The sequence below is a fragment of the Streptomyces sp. NEAU-YJ-81 genome, from assembly GCF_017592595.1.
Lineage (GTDB): Bacteria > Actinomycetota > Actinomycetes > Streptomycetales > Streptomycetaceae > Streptomyces > Streptomyces hygroscopicus_B.
In genome coordinates, this window is sequence record NZ_JAGFNO010000015.1 from 51,940 (window position 1) to 68,469 (window position 16,530).

The 16,530-nt window shown below is 69.9% G+C and carries 10 protein-coding genes; 8 read left to right on the forward strand and 2 right to left on the reverse strand.

Features of this window, described 5'->3' with window-relative positions:
* Positions 1–57: 57 nt before the first annotated feature.
* Both J5X86_RS28125 and J5X86_RS28130 read right to left on the reverse strand, forming a co-directional pair.
* Positions 58–2,013 carry a glycoside hydrolase family 127 protein gene (locus J5X86_RS28125; protein ID WP_208519510.1) on the reverse strand — a complete coding sequence of 652 codons (1,956 nt, stop codon included), beginning with the start codon at positions 2,011–2,013 and terminating at the stop codon, positions 58–60.
* Between the two features lie 178 nt (positions 2,014–2,191).
* Positions 2,192–3,277, reverse strand: a complete 1,086-nt coding sequence (locus tag J5X86_RS28130; RefSeq protein WP_208519511.1) for a MerR family transcriptional regulator — start codon at positions 3,275–3,277, stop codon at positions 2,192–2,194.
* 278 nt (positions 3,278–3,555) lie between these two features.
* Between J5X86_RS28130 and J5X86_RS28135 the strand changes: the two genes are divergently transcribed.
* The 8 genes from J5X86_RS28135 to J5X86_RS28170 all read left to right on the forward strand — a co-directional run bounded on the left by J5X86_RS28135 (position 3,556) and on the right by J5X86_RS28170 (position 16,451).
* Positions 3,556–4,587, forward strand: a complete 1,032-nt coding sequence (locus J5X86_RS28135; protein ID WP_208519512.1) for a hypothetical protein — start codon at positions 3,556–3,558, stop codon at positions 4,585–4,587.
* 174 nt (positions 4,588–4,761) lie between these two features.
* The gene (locus J5X86_RS28140; RefSeq protein ID WP_208519513.1) at positions 4,762–6,645 is read left to right on the forward strand and encodes a family 43 glycosylhydrolase; all 1,884 of its coding nucleotides are present in this window, start codon (positions 4,762–4,764) and stop codon (positions 6,643–6,645) included.
* Complete coding sequence (locus J5X86_RS52555; RefSeq protein ID WP_208519514.1) at positions 6,642–8,528, forward strand: family 43 glycosylhydrolase; 1,887 nt, start codon at positions 6,642–6,644, stop codon at positions 8,526–8,528. Before J5X86_RS28140 ends, J5X86_RS52555 begins: the two co-directional genes overlap by 4 nt.
* A complete protein-coding gene (locus tag J5X86_RS28150) occupies positions 8,528–9,970 on the forward strand; it encodes an RICIN domain-containing protein (RefSeq protein WP_208519515.1) in 1,443 nt (480 codons plus the stop codon). The genes J5X86_RS52555 and J5X86_RS28150 overlap by 1 nt, the downstream gene beginning before the upstream one ends.
* Before the next feature lie 115 nt (positions 9,971–10,085).
* Complete coding sequence (locus J5X86_RS28155; RefSeq protein WP_208519516.1) at positions 10,086–12,635, forward strand: beta-L-arabinofuranosidase domain-containing protein; 2,550 nt, start codon at positions 10,086–10,088, stop codon at positions 12,633–12,635.
* 73 nt (positions 12,636–12,708) lie between these two features.
* A complete protein-coding gene (locus J5X86_RS28160; RefSeq protein ID WP_078646236.1) occupies positions 12,709–13,716 on the forward strand; it encodes an aldo/keto reductase in 1,008 nt (335 codons plus the stop codon).
* 104 nt (positions 13,717–13,820) lie between these two features.
* Positions 13,821–14,900 (forward strand): GTP-binding protein, encoded by a 1,080-nt coding sequence (locus tag J5X86_RS28165; protein WP_208519517.1) that lies wholly within the window; start codon positions 13,821–13,823, stop codon positions 14,898–14,900.
* 96 nt (positions 14,901–14,996) lie between these two features.
* Positions 14,997–16,451 (forward strand): FG-GAP and VCBS repeat-containing protein, encoded by a 1,455-nt coding sequence (locus J5X86_RS28170; RefSeq protein WP_208519518.1) that lies wholly within the window; start codon positions 14,997–14,999, stop codon positions 16,449–16,451.
* The last annotated feature ends 79 nt before the right edge of the window (positions 16,452–16,530 follow it).

Consider the following 16,530-nt stretch of genomic DNA (forward strand, 5'->3'; position numbering starts at 1 on the left):
GCGCAGGGCGTGAATAGAAGACCAGCAGGTCAGGGGCCTGGATCGGTCCTGCGAAGGTCAGCCGGTCAGGGTCTGGAGCGGGGTCCACACCCGCATCGCGCCGGGCTCGCGGTTCGCCCACGCGTAGTACGGGATCGCGGTCACCGGGACCGGATCGAGGGCTTCCGCGCCGCCCGCGTCCCCGCCGCCGCCCGCGTCCCCGCGGGCGCCCGCATCCCCGCCGGGGCGCGCGCCGCCGCCCGAGCCCACGCCGCCGTCGCGGTACGGCCACCACCCGTCGCGCGCGACGGCATGGCGCAGGGCCAGGGAGGTGATCACGGTCACCCCGCCCAGCAGCTCCGGCCGGTGCTCCGCGCTCAGCACGGCATCCGGGTCGAGGGCGATGTCGTCCAGCCGCAGCCCGGCGGGCTGATCGGGCCGGGTGAGCCGGGGGTCCAGGGGCAGGCTCAGCACGACCGTCTCGCCGGGCCGCCAGCGGCGCCGCAGCCGCAGCCAGCCGTTCTCGGCCCGCTCGGCCACCGGCTCCCCGCCGACCGTCGCCTCGTACGACGCCGCCCAGTGCGGGATGCGCAGCGACAGCGTCCAGTCCGTGTCCTGCGGGGCCGCATCCACGACCACCGCGATGCGCCCCTCCCAGGGGTAGCCGGTCCCCACCCGCACCGCCCCGCCGCCCGCCTCGTACGAGCCGGACGCGTACTGGTGCAGCTGCAGCCCCTGGGCGTCGCCGCTCGCAATGTAGTGCGGCAGCGAGGCCAGCAGCCGCATCACATTGGGCGGGCAGCACGCACACCGGAACCACGGCGTCCGGTGGGCGCTCTGGTCACCGGTGCCGCCCTTACGGCTCTCATCGTCCTGGCGGACCTGCAGCGGATTCACATAGAGCCAGCGCTCACCGTCGACCGACACCCCCGACGCGAAGCCGTTGAACAGGGTCCGCTCCACCAGATCGCTGTAGCGGGCCTCCCCGGTCAGCAGTGCCATCCGCCATCCGAAGTGGACGGCGGCGATGGCCGCGCAGGTCTCCGCGTAGGCCCGGTCCGGCGGCAGTTCGTACGCGTCCCCGAAGGACTCCAGCTCGTGCCGGGACCCCACTCCGCCCGTCAGATAGGTCTTCGTCGCGGCCATGTCCTCCCACAGCCGCACCAGCGCGTCCCGCAGCCCCGCATCGCCGGTCTCCGCCGCCACATCCGCGGCCCCGGCCAGGAGATACAGCTGGCGCACCGCATGCCCGGCGACCGCCGTCGCCTCCCGCACCGGGATGTGGTCCTGCCAATAGGGCGCCCCGGGCCGGGGGCCGGGCGAGCCGTCCGCCGGGCCGTCGCCGAGGCTGCCGTGCCCGCGCCGGTCCACGAAGTACCCGGCCAGCTCGAGATAGCGCCGCTCACCGGTCTCCCGGTACAGCTCGACCAGCGCCGTCTCTATCTCCGGATGTCCGCACACCGTCTCGTTCCTGCCGGGCCCGAACGTGGCGTCGACGAGATCGGCGCACCGCACCGCCACATCGAGCAGCCCGTCCGCGCCGGTGGCCCGGTGGTGCGCGACCGCGGCCTGGAGGAGGTGGCCCGCGCAGTACAGCTCGTGCCCCCAGTGCGGTTCCGCCCACCGCCGGGCGTCCGGCCCCAGCTGGTAGTACGTCTGCAGATAGCCGTCCTCGGCCTGCGCGGCCGCGACGAGCCCGGCCAGCCGCTCCACCTGCCGGGACAGCTCCTCCTCGGCCGGCCCCTCGCCGCCGTCCGCCAGCTGCCAGGACGCCGCCTCGAGCCACTTGTGCACATCGGAGTCCTGGAACGGGAAGTCACCCCGGAAACCGGACTCCGCCGGCGCCGCCCCCGCGGCGGCCCGCAGATTGGCGAGATTGCCCGCCCGCTCCAGCCGGTCCGGCCCCTGGGGAACGCTCACTTCGGCGTTGACACGGCGTCTGGCGGCCCAGAAACCCCCGGTGATCCGCGCCGCGGTGGCCGGGCGGAGCGCGGTGTGCGCTCCCTGGGAGAGCCGGATCGGACCTGCGGACATGCTCTGCCCCTTACGCCGCGCCGCCGGCCATGCCTGTCTCCCGGTCGGCAGGAGTGGAAAGCGATTTCCGCCGCGAGCATAAGGAGGCGTTCTTTCGGCCGACAAGCCTTTGCACACACCATTCATCAACGTTCAACAAGCGGTCACGGTGGGCGGACGAGACGGTCACGGCGGCGGCTTACGCCGAGGTCAGCATTCTCCGCTCGGCCACATGGGCCACCACGCAGGTGACATTGTCGGGCCCGCCCGCGCGGTTGGCGAGGGCGATCAACTGCCGTACGGCCGTGCCCGGGTCGTCCTCCGAGGCGAGCACCCGCCGGATCTCCCCGGCGGGCACAACCCCCGTCAGCCCGTCCGAGCACAGCAGATAGCGGTCCTCGGCGCGGGCGTCCCGCAGGGCGAAGTCCGGCTCGAACGCCGAACCGCCGCCCACGGCGCGCAGCAGCAGCGCCCGCTGGGGGTGCGAGGCGGCCTCCTCGGGAGTGATCCGCCCCTCGTCGATCAGCGACTGGACCACGGTGTGGTCATGGGTGATCTGGAACAGCTCACCGTCGCGCAGCAGATAGGCGCGCGAGTCGCCGATATGGACCAAACCCAGCCGGGAGCCCGACCACACCATCGCGGTGAGCGTCGTGCCGACATCCCGCAGCGCGGGGTCGGACGCGGCGAGCGCGGAGACCGACTCCCGGGCCCGGTGCGCCGCCTCCTCCAGGGCGCTCAGCAACTCCCCGCCCGGAACACCCGCGTCCAGCGGTTTGAGCGCCTCGATCGCCGCCTCGCCGGCGTGCCGTCCGCCCCCGAATCCGTCGGCCACGGCCAGCAGACGCGGACCGGCGTACCCGGCGTCGTCATTGCTCTCCCGGACCGAGCCGGTGTCGGAGAGCACGGCGTAGCGGATCCCCAGGGTGGTGTGGTCGGAAGACATCGTGGTGTCCCTCCCGGACAGATGGTCGACGAGGAAGGCGGCCAGGTCCCTCCTGGCCGCGGTGTCGGCCTCGACCCGCGCCCAGTACGCGCGCACCTCCCGCGCGGCCGCCTCCGGCTCCAGCTCGCACACCGCCCGGATCTCGGCGAGCGGCATGCCGAGCCGCCTCAGCCACGCCACCAGACGGGCCCGCTCCAGCTGTGCCGGATCGTAGCGGCGGTAGCCGGAGTGCGGATCGACGCGGGCGGGCGGCAGCAGCCCGAGCTCGTCGTACAGGCGCAGCGCCTTGGGGGACAGCCGCGACGCCCTCGCGAACGCACCGATGGTCAGCAGCCCCATGTTCGCCCTCCTCGCCGCCGGGCACCTCGCCCGGCGACCACGATGCTCGGGCTTCCCCCTTGGGGAAGGTCAACGGCGGGTCCGCGATCAGAATCTCTCCTCTCGCGCGATGAATTTCCACAACAAGCGAGCGTATTTAATCTGACATCAGCCCCTCATCGCAATGAATCAGTCATATCCGTACATCTTCCTTTCTTCGGGTATCCGCCATGCTTTCCCGGGAATTGACGGTGTATCCGTGCAGTCTCGTGGCTTCACGAGAAGAGGGAGGTCCTCTCATGACCGTTTCCACCACCCCCGGCACCGTCTGGGGCACCTGGATCAACCTGCAAGGCGGCATCCACTCCGAGCCCGCCCCGGTCGCGTTCGCCGACGACCGGGTGCAGGTTTTCATCCGGGGCGGGTCCAACGTCCTGTGGAGCAGGGTGGAGGCACGCGACGGCAGTTGGGGTCCGTGGCAGCAGTACGCGGGCCTGTCCGTCGACGGCATCCCCGCGCCGATCCGGGGGAAGGACGGCAAGGTCCGGGTCTTCTACCGCACCCCGGGCAACAATCTGGAGGTCATCACCCAGACCTCCATCAACTCCGGGTACGGACCGCCCCAGATCCTGGCCACCGGCATCGGGGACGACCCGGCCGCGGCGCTCGGGGCCGATGGCCGCATCTATGTGTTCTTCCCCGGCACCGACGACGCCCTGTGGTACCTCCGCAACCAGGATCTGCAGTACGAGACCTACACCGCCGCCACATCGCTGGGCGGTGCCATCTTCGCCACACCTTCGCCCATCCTCGACGGGGGAGGGCGGATCGTGGTGGCGGTCAAGGGTGTGGGCGAGACCCTGTACACCATCCAGCAGCAGACCGAGAACGCCGGCGTCTGGGAGCCCTTCTCCCTCAACGCCTCCAACGTGACGAGCCGCCCGTCGGTGTGCCTGGACGCGGCCGGCCGGGTGCAGATCTTCTACCGGGGTTCCGACGGATCCGTCCGGCGCGTCGGGCAGAGCGACGACTACGACACGTTCGGCGCCCCCGTGAGCCTCGGCGCGCAGATCGTCTGGCGGCCCACCTGCGCCCTCGCCCAGGACGGCCGGGTCAACGTGTTCATCAAGGCCACCGACAACGCCCTGTGGGTCGCCGTGCAGACCACGGAGAACGGCACGACCTACAGCGGGTTCCAGTCCCTGGGCGGGGTCATCGGCTCCGCGGGCGTCGGCGTCCCCATCCTCAACGAGGAGAATCTGCTCTACGTCTTCATCCAGGGCAGCGGAACCGCCAGGGACCTCTGGCTGCAGCGCCAGACCTTCGTCTGATCCGCCCCTCGCCGCATCGCTGATCCGCTCGCCTCACCCACATCACCCCATCGCGCGTCTTCCAGGGCTCCACGGTTTTCGAAACTTTCGCACCCTCTCCAGGGGCTGTCGGAAGTCATCAGAACCCTTAATCTCCGAACAAATTCGATCACTTCGGATCGCAGGAGCCCTCTGATGCCCCCGCATGCCACCCGACCCTGGAGAGCGCCGGCAGCGCTGCTCGCGCTGCTGGCCGCCCTCGCTCTCGTGGTCCCCCTCACCGCGAGCCGTGTGCACGCCGCTGAGCACGACCGGAGCGAGGGGAGCGGACGCGCTGTGCGGCAGTCCACCACGGTCTCGCGCTATCTGTTCACCGCCTTCACGAACAGCAGCGAGAGCAATATGTACGTCTACGGGTCCGACGACGCGCGTGACTTCTGGTCGGTCCAGGACAAGGCGTACACCCCGCCCTCCGGTCTCGTCCGCGACCCCAGCGTCATCCACCGCGGCGGCCGCTACTACGTCGCCTACACCACCGGATGGACCGGCACCACCTTCGGCCTCGCCGTCAGCGACGACCGCCGCACCTGGACCCATCTCGCCGACATCGACCACGGCATGGCCGCCAACAACACCTGGGCACCGGAGTTCTTCACCGACGCGCCCGACGGCAAGGTCCGCATCGTCGTCTCGCTGTCCACCGGCCCCACCGCCTACCGGCACTTCCAGCCCCACGTCCTCACCGCGCTCGACGACACGCTCACCCGGTGGAGCGAGCCCCAGCCGCTCGCGGGCATCTCCCCGAGCGAAAGCGACTACAACGGCTACATCGACACCTTCGTGGTCCGCAAGGGCGCCACCTACCACGCGTTCACCAAGAACGCCACGGGCGAACTCATCGAGCACGCCGTCGCCGACCGCATCACCGGTCCGTACCGCTTCACCGGCAAGGGCGACTGGGCGGGATGGGGCAGCCTGCTGGAGGGCCAGACCATCGTCGCCCTCCCCGGCGGCGGCTATCGCATGTTCATGGACGGCTACACCGTCAAGAAGTACTACTACAGCGACAGCACGGACCTGGAGCACTGGACACCCAAACAGGAGCTGCCCGGCCTGTCGGGTGTCGTGCGCCACGGCACCGTCATCCGGGAGACCGCCACCGTGCGGCCCGGCGATGCCAACCCCGCCCTGCCCGGCTACCACGCCGACCCCGATGTGATGTACGCCGAGGGCCGGTACTGGATCTATCCCACCGAGGACGGCCACCCCGGCTGGAGCGGCACCCGCTTCAACGGCTTCTCCTCACCCGACCTCGTGCACTGGACCGACCACGGCCCCGCCCTAGACCTCGCCGATGTCTCCTGGTGCCACGAGAACGCCTGGGCCCCCTCGATGGTCAGGAAGGGCGACACCTACTGGATGTACTTCAGCGCCTGCCAGTCCATCGGTGTCGCCAAGTCCGACAGCCCGCGGGGACCGTTCACCGACGCGCTCGGCAAACCGCTCGTCGCCAAGGGACAGTTCGGCCACCAGTCGATCGACCCGGACGCCTTCATCGACGACGACGGCACCCCCTATCTCTACTTCGGGCAGGGCGCCTTCGAGGCGGCCAGGCTGAACGACGACATGGTCTCCTTCGCCACCCAGCCGGTGAAGATCACCCCGCCCGGCTACAACGAGGCGCCGACCGTCTTCAAGCGCGCGGGCCGCTACTACGCGATGTGGTCGGAGGACGACACCCGCAGTCCCGACTACCGCGTGTCCTATGGAGTCTCCGACTCACCGCTCGGCCCCTTCACCAAGGCGGCGGGCAACCCGGTCCTGTCCAAGGACACCGGCGATCAGATCCTCGGCACCGGCCACAACTCCGTCATCCAGGTCCCCGGCCGCGACGAGTGGTACATCGTCTACCACCGCTTCGCCCGTCCGGGCGGCGACGGTACCCATCGCGAAGTCGCCATCGACCGGATGCGGTTCAACCCCGACGGCACCATCCAGCGGATCCGCCCGACGCAGGCCGGCATCACGCCCGTCCGACCCCAGGCGCATCACCAGCCAGAGCAGGAGAGAACCGCATGAGCCGCAGCGCAGAACATCAGCCCAGCCGCAGGCACGTGGTGATGGGCGCCCTGGCCCTGGGGGCGGTGGCCGGAACACCCGGTATCGCGCAGGCCGCCACCCCCACCGTGCCGCGGGCCGCCGCCAAGGCCGCCTCGTACGCCAATCCGCTGGTGCGCCGCCGCGCCGATCCGCATATCGTCAAGCACACCGACGGCTACTACTACTTCACGGCCACCGTCCCCGAGTACGACCGCATCGTCCTGCGGCGCTCCAGGACCATCGGCGGCCTGGCCACCGCCGCCGAGTCGGTGATCTGGAAGAAGCACACCAGCGGCGACATGGGCGCCCACATATGGGCCCCGGAAATCCACTTCATCGACGGCAAGTGGTACATCTACTTCGCCTCGGCGCCGGCGAACGACGTCTGGAAGATCCGGATGTGGGTGCTGGAGAACGCGAGCGCCAACCCCCTCGCCGGGACCTGGACCGAGAAGGGCCGCATCGTCACGCCCATCGACTCCTTCTCCCTGGACGCCTCCACCTTCACCCACCAGGGCACCCGCTATCTCGTCTGGGCGCAGAGCAACCCGGACGTCGGCAACAACTCGAGCATCTACCTCGCCCGGATGGCGAGCCCGTGGAGCATCACCGGGCCCCAGGTGGAGATCTCCCGGCCGACATACGACTGGGAGACCCGTGGCTTCAAGGTCAATGAGGGCCCTTCCGTCCTGCAGCGGAACGGCCGTGTCTTCCTCACCTACTCCGCCAGCGCCACCGACGCCAACTACTGCATGGGGCTGCTCACCGCCTCCGCCGGCAGCGACCTGCTCGCCGCCGTGTCCTGGAAGAAGAGCCCGCAGCCGGTCTTCACCAGCAATGACACCACCAAGCAGTACGGGCCCGGCCACAACTCCTTCACCGTCGCCGAGGACGGCCGCACCGACCTCCTCGTCTACCACGCCCGCCAGTACAAGGACATCACCGGCGACCCGCTGAACGACCCCAACCGGCACACCCGCGTCCAGGCCCTCGGCTGGAAGGCCGACGGCACCCCGGACTTCGGTGTGCCCGTGGCCGACGCGCCCGCACGGGACACCACGGCCGCCACCCGCTACACCATGACGGCGTTCACCAACAGCAGCGAGTCGAACATGTACGTCTACCAGTCGTCCGACGCGACCACGTACACGCTGCTCAAGGGTCCTGCCTACACCCCGCCGTCCGGGCTCATCCGCGACCCCAGCGTCATCAAGCACACCGACGGCTACTACTACATCGTCTACACGACCAACTGGACCGGGAACACCATCGGATTCGCGCGCAGCCGCGACCGCCTCACCTGGACCTTCGTCCGCAATCACACCCTGCCGGTGTCCGGTCTTGAGCGCACCTGGGCGCCGGAGTTCTTCGTGGACGACGGCGGCAGCGTCAACATCATCGTCTCGCTGGACACCGCCTCCACACCCGACTACATCTTCCGGCCGCATCTGCTCACCGCCACCGACGCGTCGCTGTCGTCATGGACCACCCCCACACCACTGCGGGGCCTGGACACGTCCAACTACATCGACACCTTCGTCGTCCGCCACGCCGGGCAGTACCACGCCTTCACCAAGCAGGAGACGACCAAGTACATCGAGCACGCGACGGCGAACAGCCTGGGCGGGCCGTACACCTTCCGCGGCACCGGCGACTGGGCGGGCTGGGGAAGCTGGCGCGAGGGACCGGCGCTGGCGCGCCTGGACAACGGCGGCTGGCGGATCTACTTCGACGGCTACACCGAGCAGAAGTACTACTACAGCGACAGCCTCGACGGCTTCCGGACCTGGACCCCGATCCGGGAGCTGCCCGGGCTCACCGGATTCGCCCGCCACTTCACCGTCCTCAAGGAGACCGTGTGATGCGCGGGCGCCCGTGGACCCGTCTGTGGATCCTCGTCGTGGCCGCCGTCCTCGGGCTCCTGGCCCCACTGGCGGGGGCCGGCGCGGCGCAGGCCGCCCCCGTCACCGTCGCCAACGGCACCCAGTTCACCACCACCGCGGGCGAGGCGGTGCATGCCCACGGCGGGGGAGTCATCAAGTCCGGCGCCTACTACTACTGGTTCGGTGAGAACCGCAACGCCGACAACACCTTCCGCTATGTCTCCGCCTACCGCTCCACGGACCTGAAGACCTGGGAGTTCCGCCGCCATGTCCTCACCCAGGCCACCGATCCCGAGCTGGCATCGGCCAACATCGAGCGGCCCAAGGTGCTCTACAACGAGCGCACCAAGCGGTACGTGATGTGGATGCACAAGGAGAACGGCAGCGACTACAGTCAGGCGCGCGCGGCCGTCGCCACCTCCGCCACCATCGACGGCGACTACACCTGGCGGGGCAGCTTCCGCCCGCTGGACCAGCACATGTCCCGTGACATCACCCTCTTCCAGGACAGCGACGGCACCGGCTACATGGTCTCGGCCGCCCGGGACAACTACGACCTGCATATCTACCGGCTGACCGACGACTACACCGGTGTGGCGAGCCTGGTGGCCAACCCCTGGCCCGGCGGCCACCGCGAGGCACCGGCGCTCTTCAAGCGCGGGAACGTGTACTTCATGCTGACCTCCGGCGCCACCGGCTGGAACCCCAACCAGCAGCAGTACGCCACCGCCACCAGCCTGGCGGGCCCCTGGAGCGGAATGCGCGACGTCGGCGATGCCACCGCCTACGGCTCGCAGACCGCGTACGTCCTGCCCGTGCAGGGCAGCAGCGCCACCTCCTACCTCTACCTGGGCGACCGCTGGGGGAACTCCTTCGGCGGCACGGTCAACGACTCGCGCTACGTCTGGCTGCCGCTGGCCTTCCCCACCGCCACCACCCTGACCATGGACTGGTATCCGCAGCTCACCATCGACACGGCGGCGGGCACGGTGGGTGGCTCCGGCGGTCCGTACGCCACGCTGAGGGCCCGGCACAGCGGCAAATGCGCCGACATCACCTCCGCCTCGCAGACCGATGGCACCGCGGTCGTGCAGTACACCTGCAACGGCGGTGGCAATCAGCTCTTCTGGGCCAAGGACGCGGGTGGCGGCCAGGTCCAGCTCGTCGCCCGGCACAGCTCCCAGTGCCTGACGGTGGCTGGCGGCTCCACCGCCGACGGCGCGGCCGTGGTCCAGTCGGCCTGCGGCACGGGGACCAACCAGCAGTGGCGGGCCACCGACACCGGTGACGGCTACGTCCGGTTCACCGCCCGCTCCAGCGGGAAGTGCCTGGACGTCGCCGACGAGTCCATGGCGGACAAGGCCGCGCTCCTTCAGTGGAGCTGCACCGGCGGCGCCAACCAGCAGTGGCAGCGCGGCTGACCGCACCCGCACGCCGGAGCCTGAGGGCTGTTGACTTCCCCAGGAGGGCCGGTACCTTCGCGGTGCACATGATGTCGGACATTGTTCGTAATTTCGAACCTCAGTGAGGGCAGTCATGAGCGAACCAGTCGACAGACGGCACTTCATCACTACCACCGCCACCGGGGCCGCGGCCGTGGCGCTCACCGTCGCGGCCGGGGGCACCGCCGTGGCGGCGTCCCCTGGCGCCACCCCGGCCGTGACCCACGGCAAGCCCAAAGCGCTGACCGGCGTCCGCCCCTTTCCGCTCACCGCCGTGACCCTGCTCCCCGGCGCCTTCAAGGACAACCAGTCCCGCAACAGCGCCTATCTGCGCTTCGTGGACATCGACCGGCTGCTGCACACCTTCCGCCTCAACGTCGGCCTGTCCAGCGCCGCCCAGCCCTGCGGCGGCTGGGAGAGCCCCACCACGGAACTGCGCGGCCACAGCACCGGCCACCTCCTGTCCGGACTGGCCCTCAGCTACGCCGGCACCGGCGACACCGCGCTGCGCGACAAGGGCCGCGCACTGGTCTCGGCGCTCGCCGCCTGCCAGGCCAGGTCCCCGGCCGCCGGCTACGGCCAGGGCTATCTCTCGGCGTTCCCCGAGAGCTTCTTCGACCGGCTGGAGGCCGGTACCGGGGTGTGGGCCCCGTACTACACCATTCACAAGATCATGGCCGGGCTCGTCGACCAGTACCGGCTCGCGGGCGACGCCGAGGCCCTTCAGACCGTGCTGCGCCAGGCCGCCTGGGTCGACACCCGCACCGGGAAGCTGAGCTACGACCAGATGCAGCGGGTGCTGCAGACCGAGTTCGGCGGCATGAACGACGTGCTCGCCGATCTGCACGAGATCACCGGCGACAGCCGCTGGCTGAAGGTCGCCGAGCGCTTCACCCACGCCCGCGTCTTCGACCCGCTCGCCCGGAACGAGGACCGGCTCGCCGGGCTGCACGCCAACACCCAGATCCCCAAGATGGTCGGCGCCATGCGGCTGTGGGAGGAGGGGCTCGACAGCCGCTACCGCACCATCGGCGAGAACTTCTGGAAGATCGTCACCGATCACCATACCTATGTCATCGGCGGGAACAGCAACGGGGAGGCGTTCCACGAGCCCGACGCCATCGCCGCCCAGCTCTCCAACAACGCTTGCGAGAACTGCAACAGCTACAACATGCTCAAGCTCACCCGGCTGATCCACTTCCACGCGCCGGAGCGCACGGATCTGCTCGACTACTACGAGCGCACCCTGCTCAACCAGATGCTGGGGGAGCAGGACCCGGACTCGGCCCACGGCTTCAACATCTACTACACCGGTCTCGCCCCCGGCTCCTTCAAACAGCAGCCGTCCTTCATGGGCACCGACCCCAATCAGTACTCCACCGACTACGACAACTTCTCCTGCGACCACGGCAGCGGCATGGAGACCCAGGCCAAGTTCGCCGACACCATCTACACCTACGCCGACCGCAGCCTGCTGGTGAACCTCTTCATCCCCTCCGAGCTGCGCTGGCAGGACAAGGGCATCACCTGGCGCCAGACCACCGGCTTCCCCGACCAGCAGACCACCACCCTCACCGTCGCCTCCGGCGGCGCCTCCCTCGAACTGCGCGTCCGCATCCCCTCCTGGGCGGCGGGAGCCCGCGCCACGCTCAACGGCACCACCCTCGCCGACCGGCCGGAACCCGGAAGCCGGCTGATCATCGACCGTCAGTGGAAGACCGGCGACCGGGTCGAGGTGACCCTGCCGATGAAGCTGACGTTCGACCCCACCCCCGACGACCCCGACGTCCAGGCCGTGCTCTACGGGCCCGTCGTGCTCGCCGGGGTGTACGGCGGCCGCACCGGAATGACCATGCCACGTCTGGACAAGGGATCCGTGGCCCAGAGCGCCACCAGCCCCATGCGGTTCAGCGCCACGGCCAGTGGTGAGAGCGTGACCCTGCTGCCGGTCGCCCGAGTCCACCACCAGTACTACAACGTGTACTGGCTGACCGGGCAGCCGCCCTCCCCGCCGCCCGCCTTCGCCGCCTGGCACCGCTTCGACGAGACCTCCGGCACCGCCGCCGCCGACGCCACCGGCCGCGGCAAGGCCGCCCGGCTCACCGGCGGCGCCTCCTGGACGGCGGGCAGGACCGGCGGCGCGGTCGCCCTGAACGGCACGGACGGGCATGTCGTCCTCGCCGACGACCTCCTGGCCGGCGCCCGGGCGTACACCTTGGCCACCTGGGTCCGGCTGGACGGCACCCCCGCCGCCTGGACCCGGATCTTCGACATCGGCACCGGGGTGACCGCCAATATGTTTCTCACCCCCGTCGCCGACTCCGGGAAGCTGCGCTTCGCCATCACCGCGGGCGGTGGCGGAGCCGAGCAGCGCATCGAGGCCGCCCCGCTGCCCACCGGCCGGTGGGTCCATGTCGCCGTTGCCTACGGCACCGGCACCGCGGTCCTCTATGTCGGCGGGCGCGAGGTGGGACGCAACACCGCCATCACCGTCGAGCCCGTCCACTTCGGCAACCACATCCGGGCCGGCTACCTCGGCAAGTCGCAGTACCCGGACCCGTACCTCAAGGCCGCGTTCGACGACTTCCGCGTATACGGCAGAACACTCAGCGGGAATGAGGTCGCCACTTTGGCCCAAAGCTGACAAGCTCAGGCGGGCGGGTCGTCCCCACGGCCTGCCCGCTCCCAACCGCACCGTACGGACAAGGACGACGCGCATGGTCCACCTCGCCGCCGAGAACCGTTACGACTCCATGCAGTACCAGCGCTGCGGGCGCAGCGGTGTGCTGCTCCCGAAGGTCTCGCTCGGCCTGTGGCACAACTTCGGCGACACCCACCCCCTGGAGACCCAGCGCGCTGTGCTGCGCCGAGCCTTCGACCTCGGTGTCACCCACATCGATCTGGCCAACAACTACGGTCCGCCGCCCGGTAGCGCCGAGACCAACTTCGGCTCGATCTTCGCCCAGGACTTCCGCCCCTATCGCGATGAACTCTTCATCGCCAGCAAGGCCGGACACCTCATGTGGCCGGGGCCGTACGGCGAGTGGGGCTCGCGCAAGTACGTCCTGGCCAGCCTCGACCAGTCGCTGTCCCGGATGGGGCTGGACTACGTCGATGTCTTCTACTCCCACCGCTTTGACCCGGACACCCCGCTCGAGGAGACGATGGGTGCCCTGGACAGCGCGGTGCGCCAGGGCAAGGCGCTCTACGCGGGCGTGTCCAACTACCCGCCGGAGGCGATCGCCGAGGCCGCCGCGATCCTGAAGGATCTGCGCACCCCGTACCTGATCAACCAGTATCCGTACTCGATCCTCCAGCGTGGGGTCGAGGGCGGGGTGCTCCAGGCGTCCGCCGAGGCGGGCGTCGGGGTCATCGCCTTCTCGCCGCTGGCGCAGGGACAGCTCACCGACCGGTATCTCCACGGGGTGCCGGCCGATTCCCGCATGGCGCTCGGCCACTTCCTCAAGCGCGACGCGCTCACCGAGGAGCGGCTGTCCCTGCTGCACGCCCTCAACAAGCTCGCGGAGGGACGCGGCCAGACCCTCGCCCAGCTGGCGCTCGCGTGGGTGCTGCGCGATCCCCGGGTGGTCTCGGTGCTGATCGGCGCGAGCAGCGTCGCCCAGCTGGAGCAGAACGTCTCGGTGCTGGACTCGCCCGCCTTCAGTGACGCCGAGCTGGCCGAGATCGACCGCCTCTCGGCCGAAGCGGGCATCGAGATTCCCTGACGCGGTTCGCTGACGTCCGCGGGCCGGGGATCGGCCCGGCCCGCGGACGGATAGCATGAGCGGTCACCCGAGACCGCCACGAACCGCCGCACGGAGACGCAACCTTGGCCACACAACGGATTCCGGTCATTCTCGTCACGGGTTTTCTGGGCTCCGGGAAAACGACGATGCTCAACCATCTGATGCGGGACAGCGTCGACACCCGCATCGGCGTCATCGTCAATGACTTCGGATCCATCAACATCGACGCCATGGCCGTCGCCGGACAGGTCGATTCGATGATCCCGATCGAGAACGGCTGTCTGTGCTGCGCGGCGGACGCCTCCGAGATGGACGAGATGCTTGAGCGGCTCACCGATCCGGAGCTGCGCATCGATGTCGTGGTGATCGAGGCCAGCGGCCTCGCCGAACCGCAGAGCATGATCCGTACGCTGCTGTCCAGCACCAATGAGCGGATCGTCTACGGCGGCCTGGTGGAGGTCGTGGACGCCGTGGAGTTCCCGGACACCCACGTCCGCCACCCCGAGCTCGACCGCCATGTCCGCGCCGCGGACCTGATCGTGCTCAACAAGACCGATCGCGTCGCCGAGGACGAGCGGCGGGATCTTGTGGAGACCATCCAGGAGATCGCCCCCGGTGCACCGGTCCTGGCCGCCGCACACGGGCGTGTCGACCCCGCGCTCCTCTTCGACCACCGGCCCCGTGAGACCGCCGAGGAAGGCTTCCGGCAGCTCTCGTTCGCCGATGTGTGGGGCGACGACGTGCGTGCCGACGAAGAGTGCGGCGAGGACGTGTGCAGTGACGGCCATGACCACGGCCACCACCTCCACGCCGCCTACGAAAGCATGGAATTCACCGCGGCCGAGCCGCTCCATCCGCGTCGGCTGATGGCGTTCCTCGACAGCCTCCCGGCGGGCCTCTACCGCGCCAAGGGGTTCCTCCACTTCGCGGGCGCGGGCCGGGAGCGGAAGTTCACCCTGCACGCGGTGGGCTCGTATCTCCGCTTCCAGCCGTCGCCCTGGGAGCGCGATGAGCCCCGCACCACCCAGCTGGTGATGATCGGCACCGGGATCGACGCCGACACTCTCACCAAGCGGCTGACCGAGTGCGTGGCGGCACCCGCGGAAGAGGTCGACGGCACGCACATGATGGGCGTGCTCCGCTATGTGGACGAGGCGGACTAGGGAAATCCCTGGAAACGGCCGTGCAACCCTGAGGCGGCGTCACGGGTCCTGGTGGGTGTACTTGAGGTAAACGCTCATCAACGAGCAGGAGGATCTGTGCGCTCCCGTTCCCTCACCACCGTCGTGCGCTGCGCGACAGTGGCGGCACTTGTGACCACCCCCGCTTTACTCGCCCTGCCCTCGGCGGGCGCCGCCGAGGCCCGCACCGCCGCGGCCGCCGCCCCCAAGGTCGACTTCAACAAGGACGGACGCGCCGACCTCGCGGTCTCCGCCCCCGCCGGCACGGTGGACGGCAAGGCCAAGGCGGGCTACGTCGCCGTGGTCTACGGCTCCGCCTCCGGTGCGGACACCGCCCACCGCCAGGTCATCAGCCAGGCCACCGAGGGCGTCCCCGGTGACCCCACCGCGTCGGCGTACTTCGGGGCGCATTCGGTCGCCCGCGACCTGGACGGCGACGGCTACACCGATCTGGCGGTCCAGGCCGGTGACTCCCCGGCCATCACGGTCCTGTGGGGTTCGGCGAACGGCCTGACCGGTGGCACCCAGCTGCCCGCCGGCAACGGCGACCACTGGGGCTCCAGCGACATCGTGGGCGGTGACTTCAACGGCGACGGCAAGGGCGATCTGGTCGATGTGGTCACCGTCGACGAGGGCTCGGAGGACGAGAAGACCGGCCTGCGCGTCCGTCTCGGCCCGTTCACCCGCGACGGCAAGGACGCGGGCAGCTCCTTCTCCGACACCGGCAGGTTCGACGGGCCGACCAGTCTGACCGCGGGCGACATCACCGGCGACGGCAAGGACGACCTCGTCTCCACCCACGCCTTCGAGGAGATGTCCGAGTCCAGCCTGTTCTTCAAGGGGGATGACAAGGGCCTGTCGCCGAAGGTCACGGACCTCACCGACGCCGCCTCCGCGACCATCGGCGACGTCGACAAGGACGGCCACGGCGATCTGGTGCTGCGCACGGTTCCGGGGAACGTCGTCGAGGACCTGCCGTACGACCACGGCACCCTGAAGGTCCTCTACGGCACCGCGTCGGGGCCGAGCACCACCCGCACCACGACCATCGACCAGAACACCGCGGGCGTCCCCGGCGTCAACGAGGACGGCGACCAGTTCGGCTACTCGCTCAGCTCCGGCGACGTCAACGGCGACGGCTACGCGGACATCGCCGTCGGCATCCCGTACGAGGCCCTGGAAGCCGGCCAGAAGGAAGCGGGCAGCGTCGTCCAGCTCTACGGCGGCCGGGGCGGGCTGTCCGGCACCGGAGCCCAGGCGTTCACCCAGGACACCGCCGGTGTCCCCGGCGCCGCCGAGGCGGGCGACCACTTCGGCATGGCGGTCCGGCTCGGCGACACCGACGGCGACGGCAAGGACGACCTGGCGGTGGGCGCCCCCGACGAGGACGGCGCCCAGTCCACCAGCGGTGCGGCATGGGTGCTGCGCGGCCAGTCCGGCGGCCTCACCACGGGCGGCGTCGTGTCCTTCGGGCCCGACTCCCTCGGGGCGCCGGAGGCCGGTGCGGCCCTGGGCGCGGGATTCCAGCAGTAGCCGGATTCCGGCGGTAGCCGCATCGCCAAAGGGCCGAACTCCGGTCTGTGCGCAAGTAGTTGACGATCCCTCAGATCTA